23 protein-coding genes are annotated in these 26,936 nt (G+C 69.2%); 14 read left to right on the top strand and 9 right to left on the bottom strand.

Annotated elements, in window-relative coordinates:
- Nucleotides 1-53 precede the first annotated feature (53 nt).
- Together M3M28_RS10275 and M3M28_RS10270 are read right to left on the bottom strand one after the other, a co-directional pair.
- A complete protein-coding gene (locus tag M3M28_RS10275; protein ID WP_249386373.1) occupies nucleotides 54-317 on the bottom strand; it encodes an acyl-CoA carboxylase subunit epsilon in 264 nt (87 codons plus the stop codon).
- Nucleotides 317-1,924 (bottom strand): acyl-CoA carboxylase subunit beta, encoded by a 1,608-nt coding sequence (locus M3M28_RS10270; RefSeq protein ID WP_249386372.1) that lies wholly within the window; start codon nucleotides 1,922-1,924, stop codon nucleotides 317-319. Before M3M28_RS10270 ends, M3M28_RS10275 begins: the two co-directional genes overlap by 1 nt.
- Before the next feature lie 159 nt (nucleotides 1,925-2,083).
- On the opposite strand from M3M28_RS10270, the gene M3M28_RS10265 reads away from it, so the two are divergent.
- The 3 genes from M3M28_RS10265 to ectB are packed head-to-tail and all read left to right on the top strand — an operon-like array spanning nucleotide 2,084 to nucleotide 4,865.
- Nucleotides 2,084-2,977 carry a biotin--[acetyl-CoA-carboxylase] ligase gene (locus tag M3M28_RS10265; protein ID WP_249386371.1) on the top strand — a complete coding sequence of 298 codons (894 nt, stop codon included), beginning with the start codon at nucleotides 2,084-2,086 and terminating at the stop codon, nucleotides 2,975-2,977.
- Entirely contained in the window at nucleotides 2,974-3,564 is a 591-nt protein-coding gene (locus M3M28_RS10260; protein WP_249386370.1) for a PH domain-containing protein, read from the top strand. Before M3M28_RS10265 ends, M3M28_RS10260 begins: the two co-directional genes overlap by 4 nt.
- 32 nt (nucleotides 3,565-3,596) lie before the next feature.
- Nucleotides 3,597-4,865, top strand: a complete 1,269-nt coding sequence (gene ectB / locus M3M28_RS10255) for a diaminobutyrate--2-oxoglutarate transaminase (RefSeq protein WP_249386369.1) — start codon at nucleotides 3,597-3,599, stop codon at nucleotides 4,863-4,865.
- Nucleotides 4,866-4,888: 23 nt separating this feature from the next.
- Here the strand turns inward: ectB and M3M28_RS10250 are convergent, their stop codons facing one another.
- On the bottom strand, nucleotides 4,889-5,470 hold the full coding sequence (locus tag M3M28_RS10250) for a GtrA family protein (RefSeq protein WP_249386368.1): 582 nt from the start codon (nucleotides 5,468-5,470) through the stop codon (nucleotides 4,889-4,891).
- Between the two features lie 159 nt (nucleotides 5,471-5,629).
- Between M3M28_RS10250 and M3M28_RS10245 the strand changes: the two genes are divergently transcribed.
- From M3M28_RS10245 to M3M28_RS10235, 3 genes are all read left to right on the top strand, one after another.
- On the top strand, nucleotides 5,630-6,766 hold the full coding sequence (locus M3M28_RS10245; RefSeq protein ID WP_249386367.1) for a 5-(carboxyamino)imidazole ribonucleotide synthase: 1,137 nt from the start codon (nucleotides 5,630-5,632) through the stop codon (nucleotides 6,764-6,766).
- Nucleotides 6,763-7,266: a 5-(carboxyamino)imidazole ribonucleotide mutase gene (gene purE, locus M3M28_RS10240; RefSeq protein ID WP_249386366.1), complete on the top strand. Its 504-nt coding sequence runs from the start codon at nucleotides 6,763-6,765 to the stop codon at nucleotides 7,264-7,266. The genes M3M28_RS10245 and purE overlap by 4 nt, the downstream gene beginning before the upstream one ends.
- A gap of 114 nt (nucleotides 7,267-7,380) precedes the next feature.
- Nucleotides 7,381-8,763, top strand: a complete 1,383-nt coding sequence (locus tag M3M28_RS10235; protein ID WP_249386365.1) for an LCP family protein — start codon at nucleotides 7,381-7,383, stop codon at nucleotides 8,761-8,763.
- Nucleotides 8,764-8,891: 128 nt separating this feature from the next.
- Here the strand turns inward: M3M28_RS10235 and M3M28_RS10230 are convergent, their stop codons facing one another.
- Nucleotides 8,892-9,548, bottom strand: a complete 657-nt coding sequence (locus M3M28_RS10230; RefSeq protein ID WP_249386364.1) for a GntR family transcriptional regulator — start codon at nucleotides 9,546-9,548, stop codon at nucleotides 8,892-8,894.
- Nucleotides 9,549-9,754: 206 nt separating this feature from the next.
- Between M3M28_RS10230 and M3M28_RS10225 the strand changes: the two genes are divergently transcribed.
- The 5 genes from M3M28_RS10225 to M3M28_RS10205 are packed head-to-tail and all read left to right on the top strand — an operon-like array spanning nucleotide 9,755 to nucleotide 15,967.
- On the top strand, nucleotides 9,755-11,035 hold the full coding sequence (locus M3M28_RS10225) for an NRAMP family divalent metal transporter (RefSeq protein ID WP_249386363.1): 1,281 nt from the start codon (nucleotides 9,755-9,757) through the stop codon (nucleotides 11,033-11,035).
- 21 nt (nucleotides 11,036-11,056) lie between these two features.
- Nucleotides 11,057-11,818 carry a LamB/YcsF family protein gene (locus tag M3M28_RS10220; protein ID WP_249386362.1) on the top strand — a complete coding sequence of 254 codons (762 nt, stop codon included), beginning with the start codon at nucleotides 11,057-11,059 and terminating at the stop codon, nucleotides 11,816-11,818.
- An 8-nt stretch (nucleotides 11,819-11,826) separates the two neighbouring features.
- On the top strand, nucleotides 11,827-12,627 hold the full coding sequence (locus M3M28_RS10215) for a putative hydro-lyase (RefSeq protein WP_249386361.1): 801 nt from the start codon (nucleotides 11,827-11,829) through the stop codon (nucleotides 12,625-12,627).
- Nucleotides 12,624-14,216 carry a 5-oxoprolinase subunit B/C family protein gene (locus M3M28_RS10210; RefSeq protein WP_249386360.1) on the top strand — a complete coding sequence of 531 codons (1,593 nt, stop codon included), beginning with the start codon at nucleotides 12,624-12,626 and terminating at the stop codon, nucleotides 14,214-14,216. The genes M3M28_RS10215 and M3M28_RS10210 overlap by 4 nt, the downstream gene beginning before the upstream one ends.
- Before the next feature lie 17 nt (nucleotides 14,217-14,233).
- Nucleotides 14,234-15,967 (top strand): acetyl/propionyl/methylcrotonyl-CoA carboxylase subunit alpha, encoded by a 1,734-nt coding sequence (locus tag M3M28_RS10205; protein ID WP_249386359.1) that lies wholly within the window; start codon nucleotides 14,234-14,236, stop codon nucleotides 15,965-15,967.
- Between the two features lie 13 nt (nucleotides 15,968-15,980).
- Here the strand turns inward: M3M28_RS10205 and M3M28_RS10200 are convergent, their stop codons facing one another.
- Genes M3M28_RS10200 through rfbB form a run of 3 tightly spaced genes read right to left on the bottom strand, consistent with a single transcriptional unit; the run spans nucleotide 15,981 to nucleotide 18,963 of the window.
- A complete protein-coding gene (locus M3M28_RS10200; protein WP_249386358.1) occupies nucleotides 15,981-17,120 on the bottom strand; it encodes a glycosyltransferase family 4 protein in 1,140 nt (379 codons plus the stop codon).
- Nucleotides 17,114-17,971, bottom strand: coding sequence for a dTDP-4-dehydrorhamnose reductase (gene rfbD / locus M3M28_RS10195; protein ID WP_249386357.1), 858 nt, complete (start codon nucleotides 17,969-17,971; stop codon nucleotides 17,114-17,116). Before rfbD ends, M3M28_RS10200 begins: the two co-directional genes overlap by 7 nt.
- Nucleotides 17,968-18,963: a dTDP-glucose 4,6-dehydratase gene (rfbB, locus tag M3M28_RS10190; protein ID WP_249386356.1), complete on the bottom strand. Its 996-nt coding sequence runs from the start codon at nucleotides 18,961-18,963 to the stop codon at nucleotides 17,968-17,970. Before rfbB ends, rfbD begins: the two co-directional genes overlap by 4 nt.
- Before the next feature lie 119 nt (nucleotides 18,964-19,082).
- On the opposite strand from rfbB, the gene M3M28_RS10185 reads away from it, so the two are divergent.
- Entirely contained in the window at nucleotides 19,083-21,197 is a 2,115-nt protein-coding gene (locus M3M28_RS10185; RefSeq protein ID WP_249386355.1) for a glycosyltransferase, read from the top strand.
- A 62-nt stretch (nucleotides 21,198-21,259) separates the two neighbouring features.
- On the opposite strand, the gene M3M28_RS10180 is transcribed toward M3M28_RS10185, so the two are convergent.
- On the bottom strand, nucleotides 21,260-23,218 hold the full coding sequence (locus M3M28_RS10180; protein ID WP_249386354.1) for an acyltransferase family protein: 1,959 nt from the start codon (nucleotides 23,216-23,218) through the stop codon (nucleotides 21,260-21,262).
- A 58-nt stretch (nucleotides 23,219-23,276) separates the two neighbouring features.
- Entirely contained in the window at nucleotides 23,277-24,230 is a 954-nt protein-coding gene (locus M3M28_RS10175) for a glycosyltransferase (protein ID WP_249386353.1), read from the bottom strand.
- 168 nt (nucleotides 24,231-24,398) lie between these two features.
- Between M3M28_RS10175 and M3M28_RS10170 the strand changes: the two genes are divergently transcribed.
- Both M3M28_RS10170 and M3M28_RS10165 read left to right on the top strand, forming a co-directional pair.
- Entirely contained in the window at nucleotides 24,399-25,514 is a 1,116-nt protein-coding gene (locus M3M28_RS10170) for a glycosyltransferase family 2 protein (protein WP_249386352.1), read from the top strand.
- Between the two features lie 51 nt (nucleotides 25,515-25,565).
- Nucleotides 25,566-26,915 (top strand): UDP-glucose dehydrogenase family protein, encoded by a 1,350-nt coding sequence (locus tag M3M28_RS10165; protein ID WP_249386351.1) that lies wholly within the window; start codon nucleotides 25,566-25,568, stop codon nucleotides 26,913-26,915.
- Nucleotides 26,916-26,936: the final 21 nt, after the last annotated feature.

Below are 26,936 nucleotides of genomic sequence, written 5' to 3'. Positions count from 1 at the left end.
GAATGGGGCCAAACGCAACACCTATGGCTGGGTGGCGCGGATGCGCAGCGTCGCTAGCGGTAGCGGTCGGTGAGGATTTGGTGCGCAGTGACGCCGCCGCGGGTGGCGCGCTGCGTGCGCTCCCAGGGCGTGAGCCGCGCGGGGCGGTCGCGCGGCCGGTCGACTGACACCCCCGCGGCGAACATGACCCCGAGGGTGCCCGCGATCGCGGCGAGCTCGTCTTCGGTCGGGTTGCCGCGCAGCAGTCGCGCGTCGCCCGGCGTGAGCGAGTCGGTGAGATCGATGTCCGGAATCCGGACCTTCGGTTGCTTCGTCATTAGAGCGGAATGTTCCCGTGCTTCTTCGGCGGCAGCGATGCGCGCTTCGAGCGCAGCGACCGCAGCGCCTTCGTCAGCGTGACGCGGGTCGACGCCGGTTCGATGATCGAGTCGAGCTCGCCGCGCTCGGCCGCGAGGTACGGCGTCGCCACCGAGTAGGTGTACTCGTCGGCGAGCTTCTTGCCGAGCGCCGCGGCGTCCTCGCCGGCCTCTTCGGCCGCCTTGATGTCGCGGCGGTAGAGGATGTTCACGGCGCCCTGGCCGCCCATCACGGCGATCTCGGCGGTCGGCCATGCGAAGTTGAGGTCGGCGCCGATCTGCTTTGAGCCCATGACGATGTACGCGCCGCCGTAGGCCTTACGCAGAATCACGGTGACGAGGGGCACGGTCGCCTCGGCGTACGCGTAGAGCAGCTTCGCGCCGCGGCGGATGACGCCCGACCACTCCTCTTCGGTGCCGGGCAGGTAGCCGGGCACGTCGACGAGGGTGACGATCGGAATCGAGAACGAGTCGCACATCCGCAGGAAGCGCGCCGCCTTCTCCCCGGCCGCGATGTTGAGCGTGCCGGCCATCTGGTTTGGCTGGTTCGCGATGATGCCGATTGGCGAGCCTTCGAGCCGGGCGAAGCCGACGATGACGTTCGGCGCGTAGAGCTCCTGCACCTGCAGGAACTCGCCGTCGTCGACGACCGACTCGATCACGGTGAGCATGTCGTACGGCTGGTTCGGCGAGTCGGGCACGATCGCGTTGAGCTGGCGGTCGGCGTCGGTGACCTCGAGGGTCGAGACCGCGTCGTAGGTCGGCAGCTCGGCGAGGTTGTTGTCGGGCAGGTAGCTGAGCAGATTGCGCGCGTAGTCGAGCGCATCCTCTTCATCCGACGCGAGGTAATGCGAGACGCCAGAGACCTTGTTGTGCGCGAGCGCGCCGCCGAGCTCCTCCATACCGACGTCCTCGCCCGTGACGGTCTTAATCACGTCGGGGCCGGTGACGAACATGTGTGAGGTCTTGTCGACCATGATCACGAAGTCGGTGAGCGCGGGCGAGTACACGGCGCCACCGGCCGCGGGGCCCATGACGATCGAGATCTGCGGAATCACGCCCGAGGCGCGCGTGTTGAGGCGGAAGATCTCGCCGTACTTGCCGAGGGCGATCACGCCCTCCTGGATGCGCGCCCCGCCCGAGTCGAGGATGCCGATGATCGGCACGCCGGTCTTGAGCGCGTGCTCCATGATCTTCACGATCTTCTGCCCGGCGACCTCGCCGAGCGAGCCGCCGAACACGGTGAAGTTCTGCGAGTAGACGGCGACGTTGCGGCCGTGGATGGTGCCGGTGCCGATCACGACGGAGTCACCGAATGGCCGGCTCTTGTCCATGCCGAAGGCGGTGGTGCGGTGGCGCACGTACTCGTCGAACTCGACGAACGAGCCCGGGTCGAGCAGCGCGAGGATGCGCTCGCGGGCGGTGTTCTTACCCTTGGCGTGCTGCTTCTCGGCGGCACGGGCTTCGGCGTCGGTGACGGCCTCGGCGTGGCGGTGCTTCAGGTCTCGGATGCGGCCTGCGGTCGAGAGGTCGACCTCGGGCTCGCGCTCGGCGGGCTTGTCATTCATCCTGCCCACCCTATACGCGCCGAGGCCCCAATCTGTGGATGAAACCTCGTATACATCGCGGAATATTCTTGACGAATGCCACAAAGCGCGACCCGCGGCCGCATGATCGCGCACGGATGCAGCCCGATCTCGGGCGATGCCGCCAATAATGGGAGCACTATGACTGCTGCCAGCGCACCCCAGATCGAATGGCTCGACACCGTCGACTCGACCAACGAGGCCGTCCGCCGCCGCTTTGCCGACGAGGAGCAGTTCGCGCAGTTTCAGACTGTCGCCACCACGAACCAGACCGCGGGCCGCGGCCGGCTCGACCGCGAGTGGATCGAGACGCCGGATGCGTCGCTCGCGATCTCGACCTACCTCGAGTTCTCGGCGGATGCGGCGCGCACGTCGATCGGCTGGGTCACGCTCGCGGCTGGTCTCGCGCTGCGGGCGACGCTCGCCGAGCTGGCGAGCCAGCACCAGGCGAGCCGCCTGCAGCTGAAGTGGCCGAACGACGTGCTGATCGAGGGCCGCAAGACCGCGGGCATCCTCGGCGAGATCCTCGGCGTCATCGCCGGCGGTGAGCGCTTCGCCTGCGTCGTCGGCACCGGCATCAACCTGCGCGACCCGCAGGCGCTCACGACGCCGATCCCGATCGTGGCGCCGCCGGCGGCCGCGGGCGCCGCGTTCGCCGCGGCCCAGGTGTCGGAGGCGTTCGCCAATGCCGACGCCCTTGCGAACGCGACCTCGATCGCCGACCTCGGCGTGCATGTGCCGCATGAGGATCTCGCGGCCCGCTATATCGGCGAGCTCGCGGCGCGCATCGACGCGCTCATCGCGCACGACGGCGACGCCGAGGCCTCGGGGCTGGCGGCCGAGCTGCGCGACAACCTCACGACCCTCGGCCGGCGTGTGCGGGTCAACCGCCTCGAAGACACCGACCTCGTCGGCATCGCGAGCGGCGTCGCCCCGACGGGCGAACTGCTCGTCACCGATGACGCCGGCACCGAGCACGCCGTGCGCGTCGGCGACGTGCAGCACCTCCGCCTCGACGACGGGTCGCTCGCGTGAGCAGCCCCTTCGCTCCCGGTGGCGGGCACCCGCAGCACGCGGGCGCGCCGCAAGCTGCTGGCCAGCCGCAGGCGAGCGGCCCCGCGCATCCGCCCCGCCACGCGCAACCCGTGCACCAGGCCCAACCCCCGCGCGGCGTCGCCGAGGTGACCATTGCGCGCATCCGGCAGCACGCAAATCGCATCGTGATCCCGAGCCTCGTGACCATCGTGTGCGCCGCGTTCATCGGCTACGCGTTCCGTGAGCTGCGCGAGTCGGGCCCGTGGCTCTGGTGGGGCATCATCGCGGCCGTCGCGCTCCTGCTGCTCGGTCTCGTGCCGATCATCCTCTGGCTGCGCACCCGCTACACCATCACTACCTACCGCACCTCGACCCGCAAGGGACAACCGCACAACACCACGAACGAGCTGCCGCATCACCTCGTCTCGAGCGTCGAGATGCACCGCAACGGCTGGCAGGCGATCTTCGGCAGTGGCACAATCACGCTGCTGTCGGTCTCGGGTCTGCGGATGCAGCTGCGCGACGTGCCGAACGCGGTCACCGTGACCCAGGCGTTGCGTGAGCTGACGGGAAACCCCGAGCGGTAGGGTCAAACCACTGCAATTACTAGGAGGCCTGCATGAGCATGGATGTCTTTGAACGACGCGAATCTGAGGTCCGAGGGTACATCCGCGCATTCCCGGCCGTCTTCACCTCGGCGAAGGGTTCGCGACTCATCGCCGAAGACGGCACCGAATACATCGACTTCTTCGCCGGTGCCGGAACGCTCAACTACGGGCACAACAACGACAACTTCAAGCAGGCGCTGCTCGACTACATCGAGGAGGACGGCATCGTGCACGGCCTCGACATGGCGACGAGCGCGAAGCGTGGGTTCCTCGAGGCGTTTGAGCAGCACATCCTCACGCCGCGCGGGCTCGACTACCGCGTGCAGTTCACCGGCCCGACCGGCGCGAACACCGTCGAGGCGGCGCTGAAGCTCGCGCGTATGGCGACGGGCCGCAGCAACGTCATCGCGTTCACGAACGCGTTCCACGGCGTCTCGCTCGGCGCGGTCGCCGCCACCGCTGGCTCCGGCTTCCGCAAGGCCGCCGGCGTCGACCTCGGCAATGTCACGCGCATGCCCTACGACGGCTACCTCGGCGCCGACTTCGACACGCTCGACCTGCTCGAGAAGATGCTCGACGACGCGTCGGGCGGCGTCGACGCCCCGGCGGCCGTGATCGTCGAAACGGTGCAGGGCGAGGGCGGCATCAACGTCGCCTCGCGCGAGTGGCTGCAGCACCTGCGCAAGCTCACCGCCGATCGCGACATCCTGCTCATCGTCGACGACATCCAGGTCGGCGTCGGCCGCACCGGTCAGTTCTTCAGCTGGGAAGACTCGGGCATCGTGCCCGACCTCGTCACGCTCTCGAAGTCGATCGGTGGCTACGGCCTGCCGATGGCGCTGCTGCTCATCCGCCCCGACCTTGACGTCTGGAAGCCGGGCCAGCACTCGGGCACCTTCCGCGGCCTCAACCTGTCGTTCGTCGCCGCGCGCCGCGCGATCGAGACGTACTGGACCACCGACGAGTTCGAGCGAGGCATTGCCGAGCGCAGCGAGGTGCTGCGCGAGGAACTCGAGAAGCTCGCCGCCGAGCATCCCGAACTCGAGCTCGAGGTGCGCGGTCGCGGCCTCGTCTACGGCATCGAGTCGAAGGTCGACCGCTCGTGGGCCGGTCGCATGAGCAAGGAAGCCTTCAAGAACGGCGTCATCATCGAGTGCGCGGGTTCGGACGACCAGGTGCTCAAGTTCCTGCCGCCGCTCGTCATCGAGCTCGACGAGCTGCGCGCGGGCGTGGATGTGCTCGCGCGCTCGGCGCGTGACCTCGCGGCGGTCGTGAGCTAGCCAGTCCGCCGGTCGCGCGGCCGCTAGGCGGTCGCGCGGCTGGGGGAGTAGACCCACCAGCGGTAGAGCACGAAGCGGAATACCGAGCCGAGCCCGATACCGACGAGCTTCGAAATGTTGTCGGCGATCGGGCTCGTCCAGCCCATGCCGTAGTGGGTGAACCACAGCGGCAGCAGGCCGATGAGCATGCCGGCGAGGCTTACGGCGAAGAACTCGATTGCCTCGCGCGAGGTCGAGGTGTGGTGGCGTTCCTTGCGGAACGTCCAGAAGCGGTTGCCGGCCCAGTTGAAGACGATTGCGACAAGGGTCGCGATGATGTTTGCGGCCATCGGCCCCCACGTGACCTCTGACGGCGAGAGCACGGTCGCGCGCAGCCAGTTGAACACACCCATGTCGACGACGACACCGAGGCCGCCGATGAGGCCGAACTTCATGAGCTGCTTGAACAGATGACCCCACCACGCGGCAGTGCCGCGGCGCGGGTGATCTTCGGGGTGGGTCCGCGCGTCGGCCTCTTCAGCAGCAATGATCGCGATCGCACCCGATTGGGGGTGTCTGGTGTCGCGCCACGACGGGTCGTGGTGGGGATGCTGCTGTTCAGTCAATGCGTATCCGATGGGTCGGGTGCAGGGAAAGTCCTCGCGGGCCGTCGCCCATTCTCGCATGAGAGGCCACTGGGAACGCTGATCTGCCGGTTGCGGATGCCAGAATGGAGAGGATGTCGGCGGGCAGCGTGCACGTCATACAACTAGCGGAGGATTTTCATGCCAGTGCCAATTGTGGGTGTTATCGGCGGCGGCCAGCTCGCCCGAATGATGGTGCCGCAGGCGCTCGAACTTGGCATTGAGATCCGCGTGCTCGCCGAGGCGGAGGGCTCCTCGGCCCGGCTCGCGGCGACCGAGGTTGGCGACTATCGCGACCTCGAGACGGTGCGCGAGTTCGCCCGCGGGGTTGACGTCGTCACCTTCGACCACGAGCACGTGCCGCAGGAAATCCTCCGCGCCCTCATCGACGACGGCGTCGCCGTGCATCCCGGCCCCCACGCCCTCGAGTTCGCGCAGGACAAGCTTGCGATGCGCCGCCGCCTCACTGAGCTCGGCGCCCCGGTGCCCGAATGGGCCGAAGTGCGCACCGAGGCCGAACTCGACGCGTTCATCGCCGCACACGGCGGCGCGGCCGTGCTCAAGACGCCGCGCGGCGGCTACGACGGCCACGGCGTGCGCATCGTGCGCGCCGGCAGCGAGGGCGCCGACTGGTTCGGCGACTTCGATGCCCTGCTCGTCGAGGAACTCGTCGACTTCCGCCGCGAGCTCGCGCAGCTCGTAGCGCGCCGCCCATCCGGCGAGATCGTGGCCTGGCCGCTCGTCGAGTCGGTGCAGCAAAACGGTGTGTGCAAGGAGGTGCTTGCGCCGGCGCCCTCCGCCTCCCCGCGCGAGAACGAGGTGACGCGCGCGATTGCCGAGCAGATCGCATCCGGCCTCGACGTCACCGGCGTGCTCGCGGTCGAGCTGTTCGAGACCACCGACGACCGTGTGCTCATCAACGAGCTCGCGATGCGCCCGCACAACACGGGGCACTGGACGATGGACGGTGCCCGCACGAGCCAGTTCGAGCAGCACCTGCGCGCCGTACTCGACCTGCCCCTCGGCGACGCCAGCGCCCGCGACGCCGCGAGCGTCATGATCAACATTCTCGGCGGCCCGCAGCACGAGGCGATCACCGACCGCTTCGCGGCGGTGATGGCCCGCCACCCCGAGGCGAAGCTGCACACCTACGGCAAGTCGGCACGCCCCGGCCGCAAGGTGGGCCACGTCACGGTGAGCGGCGGCAACCTCGACGAGGTCGCTTACGCCGCTCGCGCCGCGGCCGCCATGTTCGACGATGAGGAGAGCGCGGAATGACCACCGAAACTTCGCCCCGCGTGGGCATCATCATGGGCTCTGACTCTGACTGGCGAGTCATGCACGAGGCCCGCGACATCCTCGCCGAGTTCGGTGTCGCGTGCGAGGTCGAGGTCGTCTCGGCCCACCGCACGCCCGACAAGATGGTCGACTATGCCCGGCAGGCGCGCTCGCGCGGCATCGAGGTGATTATCGCGGGCGCTGGCGGCGCCGCGCACCTGCCCGGCATGGTCGCCTCGATGACGACGCTGCCGGTCGTCGGCGTACCCGTACCGCTCAAATACCTCGACGGGATGGACTCGCTGCTGTCGATCGTGCAGATGCCCGCGGGTATCCCGGTCGCCACTGTGTCGATCGGCGGGGCGAAGAACGCGGGTATCCTCGCTGCGCGCATCCTCGGCTCGCACGATGCGACGGTGGCGGATCGCCTGCAGGAGTACGCCGACGGGCTCACCGCGATGGTCGACGAGAAGAACGCCGCGCTCAAGGCGCAGCTCTAGCACTCGGCTTGGCCGACGGTTTTTCGCGAGCGCGCCGGGTATATTCCCTCGGGGCGTGATTGCCGTGTTCCGTCAGACGCGCCCCTTCGCGTCCGCGACCTAGGCCTTTCATTTATGCACTCATCTTTCGCCCGCCCGCTGCGTCAGCCCGACGTGTCCTCACCCGAGTTCATGACGCGTCGGGCGTGGTGGTTGCTCGTCGCCAACCTGCTCGTGCCGGGTGCCGGGCCGCTGCTCGCGGGCAACCGCCGCTTCGGCCGCGCGGGCCTGCGGCTGTGGCTGCTCTGGGTGTACGTACTCATCGCCGCACTTGTGCTCTGGTTCGTGCTGCGCAGCGTGCTGTTCTTCCCGCTCACCACTTCGTGGGGGCTGCGGCTGCTCGCGTGGGTGTTCCTCGGCTACGGCATCTGGATGGCCGTCACGATGGTCGAGACCATGCGGCAGGCGAAGCTGATTCGCGTGGATGCGCTCGCCCGCGGCCTGGTGCTTGTGGTCGCGCTCATTGCGACCTTGATTCCGGTGTTTGTGGGCGGCTTCGTTGCGACGCAGATCGGGGTCGTGCGCAACACGATCGACAACATCTTTGGTGGCCCGAACGCGGGGCTCAAGGTGCCGGCCGACGGCCGCATCAACATCATGCTGCTCGGCGGCGACGAGGGCGAAGATCGCGAGGGTGTGCGCCCTGACTCGATCAGCGTCATGAGCTTCGACGTGTTCACGGGTCGGGTCACGACCATCGGCTTGCCGCGTACCCTCACCGACTTCGGCTTCGTCGACGGGCCGATGCACGACATGTACCCCGACGGCTACACCGGCTGCAACGTCGACGTCTGCTACCTCAATTCGGTCTACACCGAGGTGACGGTGTGGGACTACGACATGTATCAGGACGCCGCCGACCACGGCTCCGAGCCCGGCATCGAGGCGACGAAGGATGCGGTCGAGTGGATCACCGGCCTCGACATTCAGTACTACGTCATGATCAATATGCAGGGCTTCGCCGACCTCGTGGATGCGATGGGCGGCGTCGAGATCGATGTGCAGGAGCGCATCGCGATGGGCATTAACGACGACGGTTCGCCGGGCTGGACGCCGCCAACCGCATACATCGAGCCGGGCCTGCAGACCCTGAACGGCGACCACGCGCTCTGGTACGCGCGCAGCCGGTACGAGACCACCGACTACGCCCGCATGGAGCGCCAGCGCGAGCTGCAGGATGCGATCATCGCGCAGCTGCCCGGCGCGATGGCGCAGCACTCGACCGACATCATGAACGCGCTCGACGAGGTCGTGACGACCGATATTCCGAAGGGCGAGATCGGTGTCGTCGCCGACCTCGCGCTGAAGTCGCGTGGGCGCGACGACAACGTGCGCCTCGACCTTGCGCCGCCGGTCTTCGAGATCGAAAACGTCGCGCCCGACTACGACTACGGCCACACCCTCATCGAGGACGCCCTCGACGGCAACGTCCCCGACGCCACCCAAACCTCCCAATAGCACTCCCGGCCACCGCAGCACCTTTGCGCAGGTGCCGGTGGCGGGTTGAGTGGTCACTTTTTGTAGTCCTGGCGGTGCCAGAACTACAAAAAGTGACTACTCAACCCAACCCTACGTGGCCGGGGCGGCTAGCCGAGGCCGAGGCGCGAGTACGTCGAGAGGAGGAGGCGCTCGGAGTCGGCGAGGTAGTTCGTGAGCGCAGCGGAGGCGGCGGGCAGGTCGTCGGCCTCGATGGACGCGAGAATTACCTCGTTTCGCCCCATGAAGGGGCGGTGGAGCCCCTCGGGGTCGTTGAGGCGCAGGAACGCGAGCCGCATTTCGGCGACGACGTTCTCGAACGCGCTGATGAGGCGCGGGCTGTCGCTGAAGCGCGCGAGTGCTGAATGGAAGCGCATGTTGTCGGTGCCGACGGTCGACCAGTCGCTGGTGCGCTCCGCTGCCCGCGCATCCGTCACCGCCTCCCGCATGGTCGCGAAGGCAGGATGCAGCGCTGACGCGGTCTGGAGCGCGCCGAGTTCGAGGATGCGGCGCATCCGGTAGATATCGATGACGTCGGCCACCTTGGGGGACGCGACGGAAACCCCGCGATTCGGGACCCGAACGAGCAGGCGTTGTTCGGCGAGCGCCTGGAAGGACTCGCGCAGCGTGTTGCGCGATACGCCGAACGAGTCGGCGACGGCGATCTCGGAGAGTCGTTCTCCGGGTGCGTACTGCCCGGCCGCGATCGCCTCTCGCAACTCGTGCGCGACGCGGGGGAGCGCAGTGCGCTCGGGCAGCGGGGTCATGTTCGCGAGCGTAGTCGACTCGAGACGACGGCCTAAATGAAGTGCAAAGAAAGATTAAGGACTATTGCGCGTAAAAAAAAGACATGGGTAATGTGAGCAGCAATCCAGAACAAACTGTTGAACAATCCTTGCGTGACTGTTCAGCACGACGTAGGGTCGCAACCACGCACTACGCGCACCCCGTCAATGAAGCCGAGGAGTTCGTCATGGCCGACGATCGCACCATTTCTGCCGACACCAAACGCACATCGAAGCAAACGGCGAAAGAATTCGCCAAGTCTCGTCGAGGTCCGATCCTCGGCGCCATCTTCCTTATGGCAACGAGCGCCATCGGGCCGGGCTTTATCACCCAGACCGCCACCTTCACCTTCCAGATGGGCGCCGCGTTCGCGTTCGCGATTCTCGTGTCGATCATCATCGACTTTGCGGTGCAGATGAACATCTGGCGCATCATCACCGTCGCAGGCAAGCGGGCTGGCCAGCTCGCGAACGAGGCGGTGCCGGGCTTCGGGTACGTACTTGGCATCCTCATCGTCATCGGGGGCCTCGCCTTCAACATCGGCAACATCGCCGGCGGCGGCCTGGGCCTCAACGCCATGCTCGGCATCGACGCCAAGCTTGGCGGCATCATCACCGGCCTGCTGGCGATCTGCATCTTCCTCTGGAAGCGGGCGGGCCGCATCGTCGACATCGTCGTGATGGTGCTCGGCGTCGGCATGATCGTGCTCACGATCGTCATGGCGATCGTCTCGAACCCGCCGGTCGGCGATGCCCTGCGCCAGACCGTGTTGCCCGACGACATCAACTTCGCGACGATCACGACGATCGTCGGCGGCACCGTCGGCGGCTATATCACCTACGCGGGCGCGCACCGCTACCTCGACTCGGGCCTCACCGGCCCCGAGCACGTCAAGGCCGTCTCGGGCGCGTCGATGAACGGCATCCTCGTCACCGGCATCATGCGCTACGTGCTGTTCCTCGCCATCCTCGGCGTCGCGGCCTCGGGCTTCACCCTCGACATGGCCGACCCGAACCTCAACCCGGCGGGCGCCGCGTTCCAGTACGCGATGGGCGAGGCCGGCCTCCGCGTCTTCGGCGTCATCTTCTGGGCGGCCGCGATCAGCTCGGTCATCGGTGCCGCGTACACGTCGGCGACGTTCCTCTCAGTCTTCAGCAAGAAGCTCAACGACGGCTGGCCGCTGCGCATCGCGACCGTCGCGTTCATCGCGGTCTCGCTCGTGCTTTACATGCTCTGGGGCGCCGCGCCCGCGTCGATCCTCGTGTTCGTCGGCGGCTTCAACGGCCTCATCCTGCCGATCGGCCTCACGATCTTCATGTACATCGGCTGGTTCCGTCAGAAGGACCTGCTGCACGGCTACAAGTACCCCGTGTGGTTGCTCGTCTTCGGTACCCTCGCGACCGCGCTCACCTGGTACATGGGCGCCGTCTCGATCGTGCCGATCTTCGAAATGATCACCGGCGCCTAAGCGCCAAGGAAGGAAACATAGATGGCCACCATCGACCTCAACTCCGACCTCGGCGAGAACACCCCGGACCGCCAGGTCGCCGACGACGCCGCGATGCTCGAGATCGTCACGAGCGCGAACGTCGCGGTCGCCTTCCACGCGGGCGACCCCGTCGGCATCCGCGACACCCTGACGAAAGCGCGCGAGCACGGCGTGACCGTCGGCGCGCATCCGGGCTACCGCGACTACGCGAACTTCGGTCGCGTCGCCGTCGACATCGACGACGCGACTCTGCAGGCCGACGTCGAGTACCAGCTCGGCGCGCTGCAGGCCCTAGCGAAGAGCGTCGGCACACCAGTGAAATACGTGAAGCCGCACGGCGCGCTCTACAACACGATCGCGAAGGATGCGCGGCAGGCGAAGGTCGTGGCCGCGGCGGTTCGCGCGATCGACCCGAACCTCGTGTTCCTCGGGCTCGCGGGCGGCGTGAGTATTGAGATCGCCGAGCGGGCGGGCGTCACCGTGGCCCGCGAGGCCTTCGCCGACCGCGCCTACGAGGCCGACGGCTCGCTCATGTCGCGCACGAAGGAGGGGTCGGTCCTCCACGACGCCCAGCTCGTCGCCGAGCGGATGCTGCGCCTCGTCAACGAGGGCATCATCACCGCCGCTGACGGTACTGAGGTGCACCTCGCTGCCGACTCGATCTGCGTGCACGGCGACAGCGCCGGCGCGATCCAGATGGCCGCGGCGGTGCGCGAGGTGCTCACCGGCCAGGGCGTCGACCTCGCCGCATTCGCGAAGTAGGCGACACGATGCTTATCTACGCCACCGGCGACGACCTCGCCTCGGCCCAGGCTGCACGCAGCGCGGCCCGCGGGGGTAACGATGCGCCGACCAGCGGGGTCGCGTCGGGTGTCGTCCAGACGAACTTCATCTCGGTGCCCCAGGAATGGGCGTACGACGTGTTGCTCTACGCGCAGCGGAACCCGAAGCCATGCCCCGTGCTCGAGGTGATCGAAGACGGCGACTTCGAGTCGAAGCTCGCGCCGGGCAGCGACTTGCGCACCGACGTGCCGCGATATCGCGTGTGGCGCGACGGCGTGCTCGCCGAAGAACCGAGGGATGCGCGCGAGGCGTGGGCCGAGCATCCCGACCTCGTCACGTTCCTAATCGGCTGCAGCTTCACGTTCGAGGCGGGGCTTGCGGCGGCGAACATTGAGATCCGCCACCAGACCCTCGGCCGCAACGTGCCGATGTACCGCACCGCCGTCGATTGCGATCCAGCGGGTCGCCTGCGCGGCAAGCTGGTTGTCTCGATGCGGCCGATTCCGGCCGACCGGGTTGCCGATGCGGTGCAGATTTCCGGTCGTACCCCGGCCGTGCACGGCGCTCCGGTGCACATCGGCGACCCCGCCGTGCTCGGCATCGACCTCGACAACCCCGAGTTCGGCGACGCCCCCGCGCCGCTGCGCGACGGCGAGGTGCCCGTGTTCTGGGCCTGCGGCGTGACCCCGCAGGCGGCGATCATGGAGTCGGGCGTGCCCTTTGCGATCACCCACGCACCGGGGCGCATGTTCGTCACCGATGTGCGCAACGAAAGCTACGCGGTATGACCGCACCCGCCATCACCCGCATCCTGCCGATGAGCGACCGCGCGCTCCTCGTCGAGTACGCCGACCTGGATGCGGTGCTCGCGCACTTCCCGGCGGTCGAGTCGGCCGCGCTGGCCGGCGTCGAGGAGCTGATCCCGGCCGCGAGCACGACCATGGTGCGCTTCGACCCGAGCCTGACGGATGCGCGCAGGCTGGCCGCGCGCATCCGCGAGGTACCCACGGCCGAGCAGACAGCATCCGAGCACGAGGCCGTGACAATCGAGGTCGTCTACGCGGGCGACGACCTCGACGAGCTCGCCGGCACCCTCGGCGTCTCGCGCGACGAGCTCGTACGACGCCACACGGAAGCGACCTGGCGCGGCGCCTTCGCCGGCTTCGCCCCGGGCTTCGTCTACTGCGTCGGCGACGATCCGCTGTTCGAGGTGCCGCGCCGGCCGTCGCCGCGCACGCGCATCCCCGCCGGTTCGGTCGCGCTCGCCGGCAACTTCTCGGCCGTCTACCCGCGCGAGTCGCCGGGCGGCTGGCAGCTCATCGGCCGCACCCCGCAGCGGATGTGGGACCTCGACCGCACGCCGCCCGCGTTCGTGCAGCCCGGGCAGGAGGTGCGCTATCGCGCCGTGCGCGAGAGCGTCGACCTCGGCAACGCCGCACCCCGCAACTCGACGAGCCGCGCGCCAGAAAAGCCGGCCCGCGCCCTCGAGGTCGTGCGCCCGGGCGCACAGCTGCTGCTGCAAGACCTCGGCCGGGCCGGGATGCTCGGCATGGGGGTCGCGGCCTCGGGCGCGGCCGACCGCCGCGCCCTACGCACCGCGAATCGCGTCGTCGGCAACGCCACCGACGCGGCCGCCCTCGAACTCGCGGGCGGCGGCGCCGAGTTCGTCGCCCAAGTCGACGGCGTCGTCGCCTGGGCTGGCGCGAGCGGCCGCCGCAGCATCGTCGACGCCAACGGCACCGAGCTGCCGTTCGAGCGCGAACGGCCAACCGCCGTGCAGGCGGGCGACCGCATCCGCATCTCGGGATTCACGCGCGGGCTGCGCGGCTACCTCGCCGTGCGCGGCGGCTTCGCCGTCGAGGCGGTGCTCGGCAGCCGCACGACCGACACGCTCTCGGGCGTCGGCCCGCAGCCCCTCGCCGCGGGCGACGTGCTGCCGCTCGGTGACGATCACGCCGCCCGCGCGGTCGAACCGAACGACGCCCCGAGCCCCGAACTGCCACCGCACGACGAGCTCGTCGAACTCGACGTCGTGCTCGGCCCACGCACCGACTGGTTCGACGCCGACGCGGTCGCGACCCTCAGGGGCCAGGACTGGCTCGTCACTCCACATTCCGACCGCGTCGGCGTGCGGCTGCAGGGCGACACCCCGCTCGCGCGCGCCGTGACCGCCGAGCTGCCGAGCGAGGGCGCGGCCACCGGAGCCATCCAGGTGCCGCCGAACGGCCAGCCCGTGCTGTTCCTACCCGACCATCCGCTCACCGGCGGTTACCCCGTCATCGGCGCCGTCGTCGACGCCGACCTCGACCGCGCCGGGCAGCTCGCCCCCGGCATGCGCGTGCGCTTCCGCATCGTGCGCGAATTCACCGAACTGTAAGCCCGAAAGGCCCCATCATGCAGCGCATCCTCATCGCCAACCGTGGCGAAATCGCCGTGCGCGTCGCGCGCGCCTGCGCCGACGCCGGCTACACCTCGATCGCGGTCTACGCCGACCAAGACGCCGACGCGATGCACGTGCGGCTCGCCGACGAGGCCTACGCGCTCGGCGGCACGACGCCCGCCGACAGCTACCTCAACATCGACCGCCTACTCGAGGTCGCGCGCGAGGCCGGCGCCGACGCCGTGCACCCGGGCTACGGCTTCCTCAGCGAGAACGCCGCGTTCGCCCGAGCGGTCGAGGACGCGGGACTCACCTTCATCGGCCCGACCCCCGAGTCGATCGACCAGCTCGGCGACAAGGTGACCGCCCGCCAGATCGCCACCTCGGTCGGCGCGCCGCTCGTGCCCGGCACCGACAAGCCCCTCGAGAGCGCGGATGAGGCGATCGCCTTCGCGCGCGAGGCCGGCCTGCCCGTCGCCATCAAGGCCGCGTACGGCGGCGGCGGGCGGGGGCTCAAGGTCGTGCGCCGGCTCGACGAGGTCGGCGACGCCTTCGAGTCGGCCACCCGCGAGGCCGTCACCGCCTTCGGTCGCGGCGAGTGCTACATCGAGCGCTTTCTCGACCGCCCCCGCCACGTCGAGGTGCAGGTGGTCGGCGACGGCGCCGGCCGCGTGCTCGTCGTCGGCGACCGCGACTGCTCGCTGCAGCGCCGCAACCAGAAGCTCGTCGAGGAGTCGCCGGCGCCCGACCTGCCCGCCGACGCGCGCGAGCGCATCCACACCGCTGCTCGCGAGATCTGCGGCGCCGTGAACTACCGCGGCGCGGGCACCGTCGAGTTCCTGCTCGGCGAAGACGGCACCGTGTCGTTCCTCGAGGTGAACACGCGCCTGCAGGTCGAGCACCCGGTCACCGAACTCACGAGCGGCGTCGACCTCGTGCTCGAGCAATTCCGGGTCGCCGAGGGCCGCGGCCTCTCGCGCACCGACACCCCCGAGCCGGTCGGCCACGCCATCGAGTTCCGCATCAACGCCGAAGACCCGGGCCGCGGCTTCCTCCCCTCGCCCGGCGCGGTCGAGCACCTGCACCAGCCCGGCGGCCCCGGCGTGCGCTGGGACGGCGGTGTCGAGTCCGGCGACCGCGTCGAGGGTGCCTTCGACTCGATGATCGCGAAGCTCATCGTCGTGGGCGACGACCGCGCCACGGCGCTCGCGCGCTCGCGGCGGGCCCTGCGCGAGACGACGATCGACGGGGTCGCGACCGTGCTGCCGTTCCACCGAGTCGTCGTCGAGCATCCGGCCTTCGTGGGGGAGCGGCTCGGCGTCTACACGCAGTGGATCGAGACCGAACTCTTGCCCGAGCTCGAGGCGCAGCCGCGCGCAAAGGCCGCGCCCGCGCCGGCCCTGCGCCGCGTCTTCATCGAGGTCGACGGACGTCGCGTCGAGCTCGGCCTACCGCCGGAGCTGCTCGGCAGCCTGCGCGCCGCCGACGCCGGCGCATCCGACCCTGCCGCAGCACCCGAGGCCCCCGCACCGCACGAGGATGCGCTGCTCGCGCCGGTCTCGGGCACGCTCGTGCGCCGCCTCGTCGCCGAGGGCACCCAAGTGGCCGAGGGCGACGCCGTCGCGGTGTGCGAGGCAATGAAGATGGAGACGCAGGTGCTCGCTGAGCGCGCGGGCACGATCGCCTGGCTCGTTGAGGAAGGCGCGGCGGTCACCGTCGACGCCCCGATCGCCCGCGTCACCGAGTAGGCGCGCGCCGGCCCTAGAGGTCGGCGTGCAGCCGCCACACGAGGTCGGCCGAGTAGCCCCACGAGTAGATCGGGAAGCGGTCGTGGCCCGCGGTGACGAGGCTCTCGCGGAGCTCCTCGTCGCCGAGCACGTTCTTCAGCGCAACCGAGAGGCGCTCGACGAAAGTTGACTCGTCGGCGAGCGGCACGTGGATGCCCGCCCCACCAGCGACCTCCATGAGCGCCGGCACATCGGTGTGCACCACGGCGGTGCCCGCGCGGAACGCCTCGAGAATCGGCAGGCCGAAGCCCTCGTCGATCGAGGGCATGCAGAACACCGTCGCGCGATCGTAGGCCACGGCGAGGTCGGTGTTCGAGATAAAGCCGAGGGACTTCACCCGCGAGCGCTCGACGCCGGCGTCGGCGCAGAGCGAGTCCCAGTTCACATCGCCCCAGCCGTCGGGGCCAGCGTGCACGAGCTGGGCGTCGGGAATTTTCGCGAGCGCCTCGACGAGCTTGTTTAGGCCCTTGCGGGGCTCGAGCGTGCCGACGGCGAGGATATACGTGTCGGGCAGCTCGAGCCGCTCGGCGGCCTCGTCGGGGTTCTCGGGCAGGTGCACGTCGCGCGACGGCGCGCCCGGAATCACGCGCAGCCGGTCGCCGAAGTTGTAGAGCTCGGCGACCTGTTCGGCGACCGCGTGGGTCGGCGTGACGATGGCAGCGGCGTGCTGCCAGGCGCGCTTGAGCTGGCGCTTGTGCCAGCGCACCCCGTTCGAGGTGAGGGTTTCGGGATGCGTCCACGGCACGGTGTCGTGCACCGTCACGACGGTCTGTACGCCGCCGTCGCTGCCGAGCGGCTGCAGCGGCGCGAACAGGCTGGGTGCGTGAATGAGCCCGCCGCCGATTGCGCCGGTGAGCAGGCCGCGCGACCACGACTGCGCGAGCGTCGAACGGCTCAGCTTGGTGACCTCGAGGTGCGCGAGGCCGGGGAAACGCTCTTCGATCTGCTCGACCGTGGGCGCACCCTCACTCTTCGGCGGGGTGATGATGCCCTCAACCTCGCAGCCCGCGGGGGCGCGCGAAATGACCTCGCGAGCGAGGTTCTCGGCGTACCGCCCGATGCCTCCGGGCACGGGCGCGACGAGCTGGTCGAGCAGAAACTTGAGCGTCACCATGTGGACGTGAGCACTCCATCCTCAGCGGCCGCCTCGAGGGCGTCGCGCCAATTGCGCATCGGCTCGATGCCCGCGGCGCGCCAGGCGTCGTGGCCGAGCACTGAGTAGGCCGGGCGCGCGGCGGGGCGCACGAAGGCGGTCGAGTCGGTGGGCTTCACGCGTTCGGAGTCGTGCCCGGCGAGGTGGAAGATCTCTCGGGCGAAGCCGAACCAGGTCGTCTCGCCCGAGTTCGTGCCGTGGTAGATGCCGGCCGGCGCATCCGCGTCGAGCAGCTTCACCGTCTGCTCGGCGAGGTCGCGCGTGTAGGTCGGCTGCCCGAGCTGGTCGTTCACGACCGTGATCTCGGGGTTGTTCTCGGCGAGCTTCACCATGGTCTTCGCAAAGTTCGGGCCGCCGGCGCCGTAGAGCCAGGCGGTGCGCACGATGAACGTGCCGTCCGGATGCGCGGCGAGCGCGAGCTCCTCGCCGGCGGCCTTCGTGCGCCCGTAGGCATTGAGCGGGTCGCGCTGCTCGTTCTCGGCATACGGCGTCGAGGCATCGCCCTGAAACACGTAGTCGGTCGAGTAGTGCACGAGCTTCGCGCCGGTCTCGGCCGCGGCCTTCGCGAGGTGCTCGACGGCGGTCGCGTTGATCGCGTACGCGGCGTCCTCATCGGTCTCGGCGTTGTCGACCGCGGTGTACGCCGCGGCGTTGATCACAACGTCGTAGCCGGCCACCGCGGCGCGCACGGCCTCGGCGTCGGTAACGTCGAGGTCCTGCCGCGTCAGCGCCGTGACCTCACGGCCGGCGAGGGCGCGCTGCAGGTCCTGCCCGAGCATCCCCGCCGAGCCGGTAATGAGGTACCGGGTCACTTCTGCGCCTCCAGGGCGGCGCGCTCCTTCAGCGGCTCCCACCAAGCGCGGTTGTCGCGGTACCACTGCACGACGTCGGCGAGGCCCTGCTCGAACGGCACCTGCGGCTCGTAGCCGAGCTCGTTCTGGATCTTCGAGATGTCGACGCAGTAGCGCAGGTCGTGACCCTTGCGATCCTCGACGTGGTCGACGTACGAGTCGTCCTTGCCCATGAGCTCGAGGATCTTCTCGGTGATCTCGACGTTCGTCAGCTGCGTGCCGCCGCCGATGTTGTAGACCTCGCCGGCGCGGCCGTTTGCGAACACGAGCGCGATGCCGCGGCAGTGGTCGTCAACGTGCAGCCAGTCGCGCACGTTCTCGCCGGTGCCGTAGAGCGGCACGTGCTTGTCGTCCATGAGGTTCGTGACGAACAGCGGGATGAGCTTCTCGGGGAAGTGGTACGGGCCGTAGTTGTTCGAGCAGCGGGTGATCGACGCGTTGAAGCCGTGGGTGCGGAAGTACGAGCGCACGAGCAGGTCGCTGCCCGCCTTCGACGCCGAGTACGGCGAGTTCGGCTCGAGCGGGAACTCTTCGGTCCACTCGCCCTCTTCGATCGAGCCGTAGACCTCGTCGGTCGACACGTGCACGAAGCGCTTCGTGCCGTGCTTCAGCGCCGCGTCGAGCAGGCGCTGCGTGCCGAGCACGTTCGTCTCGACGAAGATCGCGGCGTCGCGCACCGAGCGGTCGACGTGCGACTCGGCGGCGAAGTGCACGACGCCATCGATGGTCGGGAAGATCTCGTCGAGCAGCGCGGCGTCGCGAATGTCACCCTCAATAAAGGTGTAGCGAGGCGAGTCGGCGATCGGGTCGAGGTTCTCGCGCACGCCCGAGTAGGTGAGCGAGTCGAGCACGACGATCTCGGCGCCCTCGACGCCGGGGAGTTCGTCGCGCAGCGCGCGGCGAACGAAGTTCGAGCCGATGAAGCCGGCCCCGCCGGTGACGAGCAGTTTCATTGCAGTCCTCCCTGTGAGCGTGCGGCAGCGAGCCCGCCGCACTCCGCGCAGCGCGCAGAAACAGCCCTTAGCCTACCGGCACGACGCCGAAAACCACGTTGAATCGGTAGCGTTGAGGTGTGAAGAGTGCCGAAGCTGTGGGCAAGATCGTCGCCATCGTCGTGAGCTGGAACGGCGGCGATGAGACCGTCGCCGCGCTCGCGTCGCTCGTCGAGCAGGATGCGGGGGTCACCCGCGACGGTGACGCGCGCCAACTGCAGGTGGTGGCGGCCGACAACCACTCGAGCGACGACTCGGTCGCGCGCATCCGTGCCGGCGTGCCCGAGGCCGACGTGCTCGAACTCGGCGACAACCTCGGCTACGGGCCCGCCGCGAACCGCGCGATGGCCGCGTACCCGGCCGACGCCTACGTGATCTGCAACCAGGATGCGGTGTACCAGCCCGGCTTCATCGCCGCGCTCGCGGATGCGCTCGAGGGCGACCCGCGCGCCGGAGCCGCGACTGCGCAGGTGCGGCTCGCGGGGCGCTTCGTGCGGGTTGCGGAGGACGGCCTTCGGCCGGGCGAGCGCGTGCTCGTCGGCCACGACGGCGCCCGGTGGCGGGATGCGCGCGACGGCGAGGCGGGCGAGGAACTGCTCAACTCGACCGGCAATCAGGTGACGAAGTCGGGCAACGGCCTCGACCGCGGCTGGCTGCAGCCGGTCGGCACCGAGTTCCCGGCAGCAGTCTTTGGCCTGCACGGCGGTGCCGCGATGCTGCGCGCGGCGGCGGTCGAGCCGCTCGGTGGCTTTGACGAGGGCTACTTCATGTACTACGAAGACACCGACCTCTCGTGGCGGCTGCGGAAGGCGGGCTGGCGCGTGGCCTACGCGGCGGGGGCCGTGTCGGTGCACGCGCACGCCGGGTCGTCGGGCACCGAGTCGGCGAACTTCGTGCGCTGGAACCGCCGCAACCGGCTGCGCTGCGCGCTGCGTAACGGGCCGATCGACATGAAGCTGCGGGCCCTCGTGCGCACCGGCGGGGCGTCGGCGAAGGCGGCGCTGCGGTCGGCGCGGGCCGCGCGGGCAACGGCAACCGCCCCAGCCGCGGCCGAGACGCCCGGCCGAGACCTCGCATCCGAGCACCTCGTGCTCGACTTCACCTCGCTGCCGCCGCAGCTCGGTGGAGTGGGGCGCTACCTCGAGGGGCTCGCGACCGGGCTCGCCGAGCTCGACGCCGCCGGGCAGCGCGTCGCGCGCACCTACCTCGTGAAGCCCGAGCACGTCGAGCACTTCCGCGCGCTCGACGACGCCGCGAGCATCGAGGCCGTGCCCGCGTGGGTGGGCAAGCGGGGCCTGCGCTTCGTGTGGGAGCAGACGCATCTGCCGCGTGCCGTGCGCGCGCTCGGTGGCACGGCGCTGCTCTCGCCGCACTACACGTTCCCGCTGTCGGCGCGGGGCATCCGCCGGCTCGTCACGGTGCACGACGCGACCTTCTTCTCTGACCCCGAGGCACACTCGTCGCTGAAGCGGTGGTTCTTCACGGAGTGGATCAAGCGCGGCGTGCGCGCCGACGTGCAGCTCATCGCGCCGAGTGCCGCCACCGCCGCCGAGGTCGCGCGGTACGCGGGCGAGCCGCGGCGCGAGATCGTCGTCGCCCACCACGGCGTCAACCTCGACGTTTTCCACCGCCCGAGCGAGGCCGAGCTGGCCGAGTTCCGCGCCGAACACGGCGTCGAACGCTGGGTCGCGTTCCTCGGCACGATCGAGCCGCGCAAGCGCGTCGGCGAGCTCATCGATGCCCACGCCGCGCTGCCCGACGCGCCGCCGTTGCTCATCTCGGGCCAGCGCGGCTGGGATGCCGACGCCGCCGCGAAACTCGATGCCGCGAAGGCCGACGCGAGCTCGCGCATCCGGGAGCTCGGCTACCTGCCGCTCGAGCAGCTACGCGTGCTGCTCGGCGGCGCGGATGCGTTCGTCTACGCCTCGATCGCCGAGGGCTTCGGCCTGCCCGTGCTCGAGGCAATGGCGTCGGGTGCGCCCGTGATCACGACGAAGCTCTCGGCGCTGCCCGAGGTGGGCGGCGACGCCGTGAAGTACTGCGAGCCGACCGCCGCGTCGATCGCCACCGCGCTCGGCGACTTGCTCGCGGATGCGCCGGTGCGCGCCGCGCTCTCGGCCGCCGGCGCCGAGCGGGCCGCGACCTTCACTTGGCGCCGCTGCGCGAGCATCCACCTCGCCGCCCTCGCCCGCTAGCCGTACTTCGTTGAGAGACGGAGGCCATCCGGTATTGACGCAGTCACCACAGCGTTGAAGAGCTAGGCGGCCGGGTCTCGGTCAAGGGCCGCGGTGACGGTGCGCAGGTAGGTCGCGGTGACGTGGCTCGAGTCCATAAAGACGTAGATGTCGCCGCGCACCGGCGCGCACTCGCCATCGGGGCAGATGAGGTTGTTGCGGTCGATGTAGTCGCCGCCCGCGGCCTCGACGCGCGATTGCAGGTCGAGGTTCGGCTCGGCGAGGCTCGTCGTGAAGCTGCAGCGCTCGGCGTCGACGCCCCACTGCTCGGTGCACATGAACGGGTTGAAGGTCGTGCGTGGCGCATCGCGCACCGCGATCACGTGGATGCCCTCGTCGGTGAGCCGCTCGATCCAGTCGGTGATGCCCGGCAGTTCTTCCTCGCGGTCGTCCTCGTACGAGCGCGTCGCCATGACGAGCACGGTCTTCGGCTTGTCCTCGAGGATCTGGGCGGTCATGTTCTCCCAGAACTCATCGCACTCGTCCTCGACATCAGGCTGAACACCCTCGCCGCCGAACTGGCACGAGAACAGGATGTACGCGCGCACCGGCCCCTCGATGAGCGGAATCGACTGCTGCGCCTGCGAGTTGCCGACGACCCAGGTGTCGGCGTCCTCGTCGCCGAGGCAGTACTGCTCGAGATCGTCGTCGATGGTCGCGAGCGTCTCGCGCGAGCAGCTCGGCAGCTGCGCGAGATCGTCGCGCACGATCAGTTCGCTCGGCCACTGCGGCTCCCCGTCAAGGTCGGGCGCGCTCGCGCCGTACGAATCGGCGGGAACGGCGAGGGCCTCGACGCGGGCGCCGTGCATGCGCGCCGACAGGATGCCCTGGCCGACCCCCAGCGTTGCCAGCGTCACGGCGGGCAGGGCGACCACGACGACGCCGGCGCGTGCGAGCGTGCCGAGCCCGCGCATCCGCTTCGGCGCCTGGCGCCCCGCGAGAAACTCGGCGATCGGCGCCTCGACGAGCTTCGTCAGCGCCCACGCGAGCGCGGCCGAGATGCCGAGCAGCCCGGCGCCCTCGAGGAACGACACCGAGTCGGTGCGCGCGACGAAGAGGTAGATGACGAGCACGGGCCAGTGCGTCAGGTAGAGCGCGAAGCTGTAGTTCGCGGCCGACTGCATGAGCGAGTTGTTGAGTAGCAGCCCGGCGCCGTAGCGCGGCGCGCCCGCCGAGACGACGACGAAGCTCGCCGAGAGGATCGGCCAGAGCGCCGCCCAGCCGGGGAACGACGCCTCGACCGGCAGCACCCAGCCGCAGAGCACGATGCCTGCGACGCCGGCCCAGCCGAGCACCGCCTTCGCGATGCCGGGTAGCCGAATCCACGGCAGCACGAGCGCGAGCACGGCGCCGGCCGCGAACTCCCACACCCGCGCGAACATGCTGAAGTAGGCGGCCTGCTGATCAACCTCGGTGTAGCGCACCGAGAACGCGAAGCCGAGCGCGAGCACGAGCCCGAAGCCGCCGAGGGCGACCTTGCGCGTGTCGAGTTTCGTCACCTTCGCGACGAACCAGAGCAGCGCGAACAGCAGCGGCCAGATGACGAACACCTGCCCCTGCACCGCGAGCGACCAGTAGTGCTGGAACGGGGATGCGGTGCTGCGGTCGACCGCGAAGTAGTCGATCTGCTGCTGCTGCAGGTAGATGTTCTGCCAGTACGTTGACGACGCGAAGCCCTGCGTCAGGATCATCGGTGACTCGGAGGTCGGCAACAAGAGCAGTGACGCGGCGACGATGAGCAGCGCCGCCGTCAACGTCAACGGCAGCAGGCGGGCGAAGCGCCGCAGGATTGTCGAGAGCGGCCGGGGCGACGCTCCCCGCTCGGCCGCGCCGATCATCGAGCGCGTGAGGAGGAATGCCGAGATAAAGAGGAAGACGTCGACGCCGCCGGAGACCTTGCCGAACCAGATGTGATAGGCCGCGACCAGGGCGAGTGCGAGCGTGCGCGCGCCCTGGACTTCGGGGATCCACTTGGCAGCCATAAGCTTCTAGGCTAACCACGCGGGGCGTCCCTGTCGCCCCGCGGCCGAGAAACCGGCGTTAAAACAGCCCGAGCACGAGCGTGCCGGCGAGCGCGAGTTGGTCGCGACGCCGGCGTCGAAACTCCGACACACGGCGCGCGAGCCGCAGCCGGTCGAGGTAGTTCAGGCGCTCGAGCCGCACGCGCATCCACTCGAGCCGGCCGCGCTCGGGGGGCGAGGCGACCTCGAGGCAGGCCTCGACGACGCCGAGGGCGTTGCGGCGGAACTGGCCGTTCGCGATCGAGCGAAAGCGGCGCACGTACTGGCTCAGGCCCTCGTTCGCGCCGAGCGCGTTCTTGCCGTGCTGGCGGTATTCGACCGACGATTCGCCGTCGATGAACCAGCGGCCGCCTGAGGCGCGCACGAGCGCGTAGGCGAGCCAGTCGTGCGCGGCGGTCGCGTCGGCGACGCTGTCGGGCGCGAGCAGGCGGCGCTGCACGAGGGCGAACGCCTCGGGCCGCAGCAGGAACGTTGAGCCGGGCCCTGCCGATTCGAACATGTAGTCGGCGCTGCGCTGCAGCTGGTTCTTCACCACGAGCTGCCGCTCGCCCGCCGAGGTGAACGCCGTGACGTTCGACGAGACGCCCGAATACGGGCCGCGCCCGTCGAGCCCGTTCGGCAGCGCGAGCACGTTGAAGTGCCGCTCGAGCTTGCCAGGCACCCACACGTCGTCCTGGTCGCAAAACCCGACCGCGTCGTAGCCGGCGACGTCGGCGTCGCGCATGATCCGAAAGAAGTTGGCGGTGGCCGAGCCGAACACGCCCGGCTTGAGCAGGCGCATCCGGTCCTCGGATGCGGCGGCGTAGCGCGCGAGAATCTCACCCGTGCCGTCGGTCGAGGCGTCGTCCGACACGAGCACGTCGACGTCGACGCCGCGCTGCGAGAGCACGGAGTCGAGCTGTTCCTCGAGAAACGCCGCACCGTTGTGCGTCGTCAGCAGCACGAGGATGCGCGGCGGGGTCGATCGGGTCATGAAGCTCTCGGTTGGGCGGGGGAGTACGGGACAGCGAAGTCGATCGTATGCGAGCGGACTTGAAGATCCCCCGGTCGCCCCACCGCGGTGGCGCCTGAGCGTTTGCCGAATGGACGGCTACCATTTGGTAGTACTTGCTCGCTTGGCCTGTGTCAGGAAACTCTTTTTATGCGCGTCTTTGTTCAGATTCCTTGCCTCAATGAGGAGGAGACCCTCCCGCTCGTGATCAACTCGATCCCGCGCGAGATTCCCGGGGTCGACGAGGTCGTCATTCTCGTGATCGACGACGGCTCGACCGACCGCACCGTTGAGGTGGCGCGCGAGCTCGGCGTCGAGCACTTCGTGCTGCATGCCCGCAATATGGGCCTCGCGCGTTCGTTTAGCGACGGCGTCGACTACGCGCTCTCGCACGGCGCCGACATCGTCGTGAACACCGACGGCGACAACCAGTACCCGCAGGACCGCATCCCCGACCTGCTCGCGCCGGTCATGGCGGGCGAGGCCGACATCGCGATCGCCGACCGCCAGACCGCGAAGATCGCCCACTTCTCGGCATTCAAGAAGCAGATGCAGAAGGTCGGCTCGGACGTCGTGAACCTCGCCGCGGGCACGCAGCTGCCGGATGCGGCGTCGGGCTTCCGCGCCTACTCGCGCAACTCGCTGTTCCGCCTCAACGTCGTGACGCAGTTCAGCTACTGCATGGAGACGATCATTCAGGCGGGCAACAAGCGCCTGCGCATCGCCTCGGTGCCGGTCGAGACGAACGAGAAGACGCGCGAGTCGCGCCTGTTCAAGAACATCTGGCAGCACATGTTCAAGTCGGGCACGGCGATCACGCGCTCGTTCCTCATGTTCAAGCCGCACGTCGTGCTCGGCACGATCGGCACGGTCATGCTCGTGCTCGGCCTGATTCCGTTCGTGCGCTTCCTCATCCTCATGATCATGGGCACCGCGGGCGGCCACGTGCAGTCGCTGCTCTTCGGTGCGGTTATGTTGCTCGCCGCGTTCATGTCGTACGTGTTGCTCGTCATCGCCGACCTCCAGCGCACGAACCGCGTGCTGCTTGAGGACACGCTCGAGCGGGTGAAACGCGTGCAGCTTGGCGGCCCGAACGTCGCGGGCACGCAGTACACCGTAATTGACCTGCCGGCCGACACCGCGGGTGTCGAAGAGGTGCAGCGGTTCCCGCGCACCGACGCGATCCAGCAGATCGTGCAGCCGCACCTCGACCGCGAGCACCTCGACCGCGAGCGTGCGTTGCAGGACCGCCACGACCACCGCTAACCCGGTGGCGGGTGCGATTCGCGCCACCCAGTGCCGGTATCGTTGAGCACCATGAGCAAACTTTCTGTGATCGGTTGCGGCTACCTCGGCGCGGTGCACGCCGCGAGCATGGCTGAGGTCGGGCATCAGGTGGTTGGAATCGACACCGACGCCGACAAGGTGGCCCTGCTTTCGGCAGGCAAGTCGCCGTTCTACGAGCCGGGGTTTGACGAACTGTTGCGTCGCAACGTCGAGTCGGGTCGCCTGACCTTCTCAACCGACTTCGCCGCCGCGGCCGACGCCGACGTGCACTTCATTGGCGTCGGCACTCCGCAGCGTCGGGACGGCCAGGGCGCCGACCTCACGTACGTGCACGCGGCGACGGATGCGCTGCTCGCGGTGCTCCCGGATCACCCAGAGAACCCCTCGCTCGTCGCGGGCAAGTCGACCGTGCCGGTCGGCACCGCCGCGGTACTCGCCGACAAGTTTGCGGCGAAGGGCGCGATCGTCGCGTGGAACCCCGAGTTCCTCCGTGAAGGCTTCGCGGTCGACGACACGCTGCGCCCCGACCGCCTCGTCTACGGCCTGCCGGCCGACCCGGCCCAGGCCGAGCTCGCTGAGGCGAAGCTCGACGAGGCCTACGCGAAGATCCTCTCGGGCGAGACCTACGAAGGCCTCGACTGGAGCGAGACGCCGAAGGTCGTCACCGACTACGCGACCGCCGAACTCGTGAAGGTCGCCGCCAACTCGTTCCTCGCGACGAAGATCTCGTTCATCAACGCGATGGCCGAGATTTGCGACGCCACGGGCGGCAACGTCACCACGCTCGCCGAGGCGATCGGCTACGACGACCGCATCGGCAAGAAGTTTCTCCGCGCCGGCGTCGGCTTCGGCGGCGGCTGCCTGCCGAAGGACATCCGCGCATTCCAGGCGCGCGTCGACGAGCTCGGCCTCGACGACACCCTCGACTTCCTCAGCGACATCGACGCCGTGAACGTGCGCCAGCGCTCGCGCGTCGTCGCGAAGCTCGCGGATGCGCTCGGCGGCAGCGTCGAAGGCAAGACCATCGCGGTGCTCGGCGCCGCGTTCAAGCCTGACAGCGACGACATTCGCGACTCGCCCGCGGTTGACGTCGCGCGGCAGCTCGCGGCGGCGGGCGCCGACGTGCGCGTGACCGACCCGAAGGCCGGCCCCGTGGTCGCGCGCTTCGCCGACGACCTCAACTTCGTCGACTCGATCGACGACGCGGTGACGGGCGTGGACGCGGTGGCCGTGCTGACCGAGTGGAAGCAGTTCCAGCAGCTCGACGCGGCGAAGGTGGCTGAGCTCGCGACCGGCCGCATCGTGGTCGATGGCCGCAACTGCCTCGACCGCGGGAACTGGGAGTCGGCGGGCTTCACCTACCTCGCGATGGGTCGCTAACCCCGCACCAATCCTTGTCAC

The sequence above is a fragment of the Gulosibacter sediminis genome, from assembly GCF_023370115.1.
Classification (GTDB): domain Bacteria; phylum Actinomycetota; class Actinomycetes; order Actinomycetales; family Microbacteriaceae; genus Gulosibacter; species Gulosibacter sediminis_A.
The sequence above is the reverse complement of the archived record's forward strand: the minus strand, read 5'-3'. Positions and strand labels throughout refer to the sequence as shown.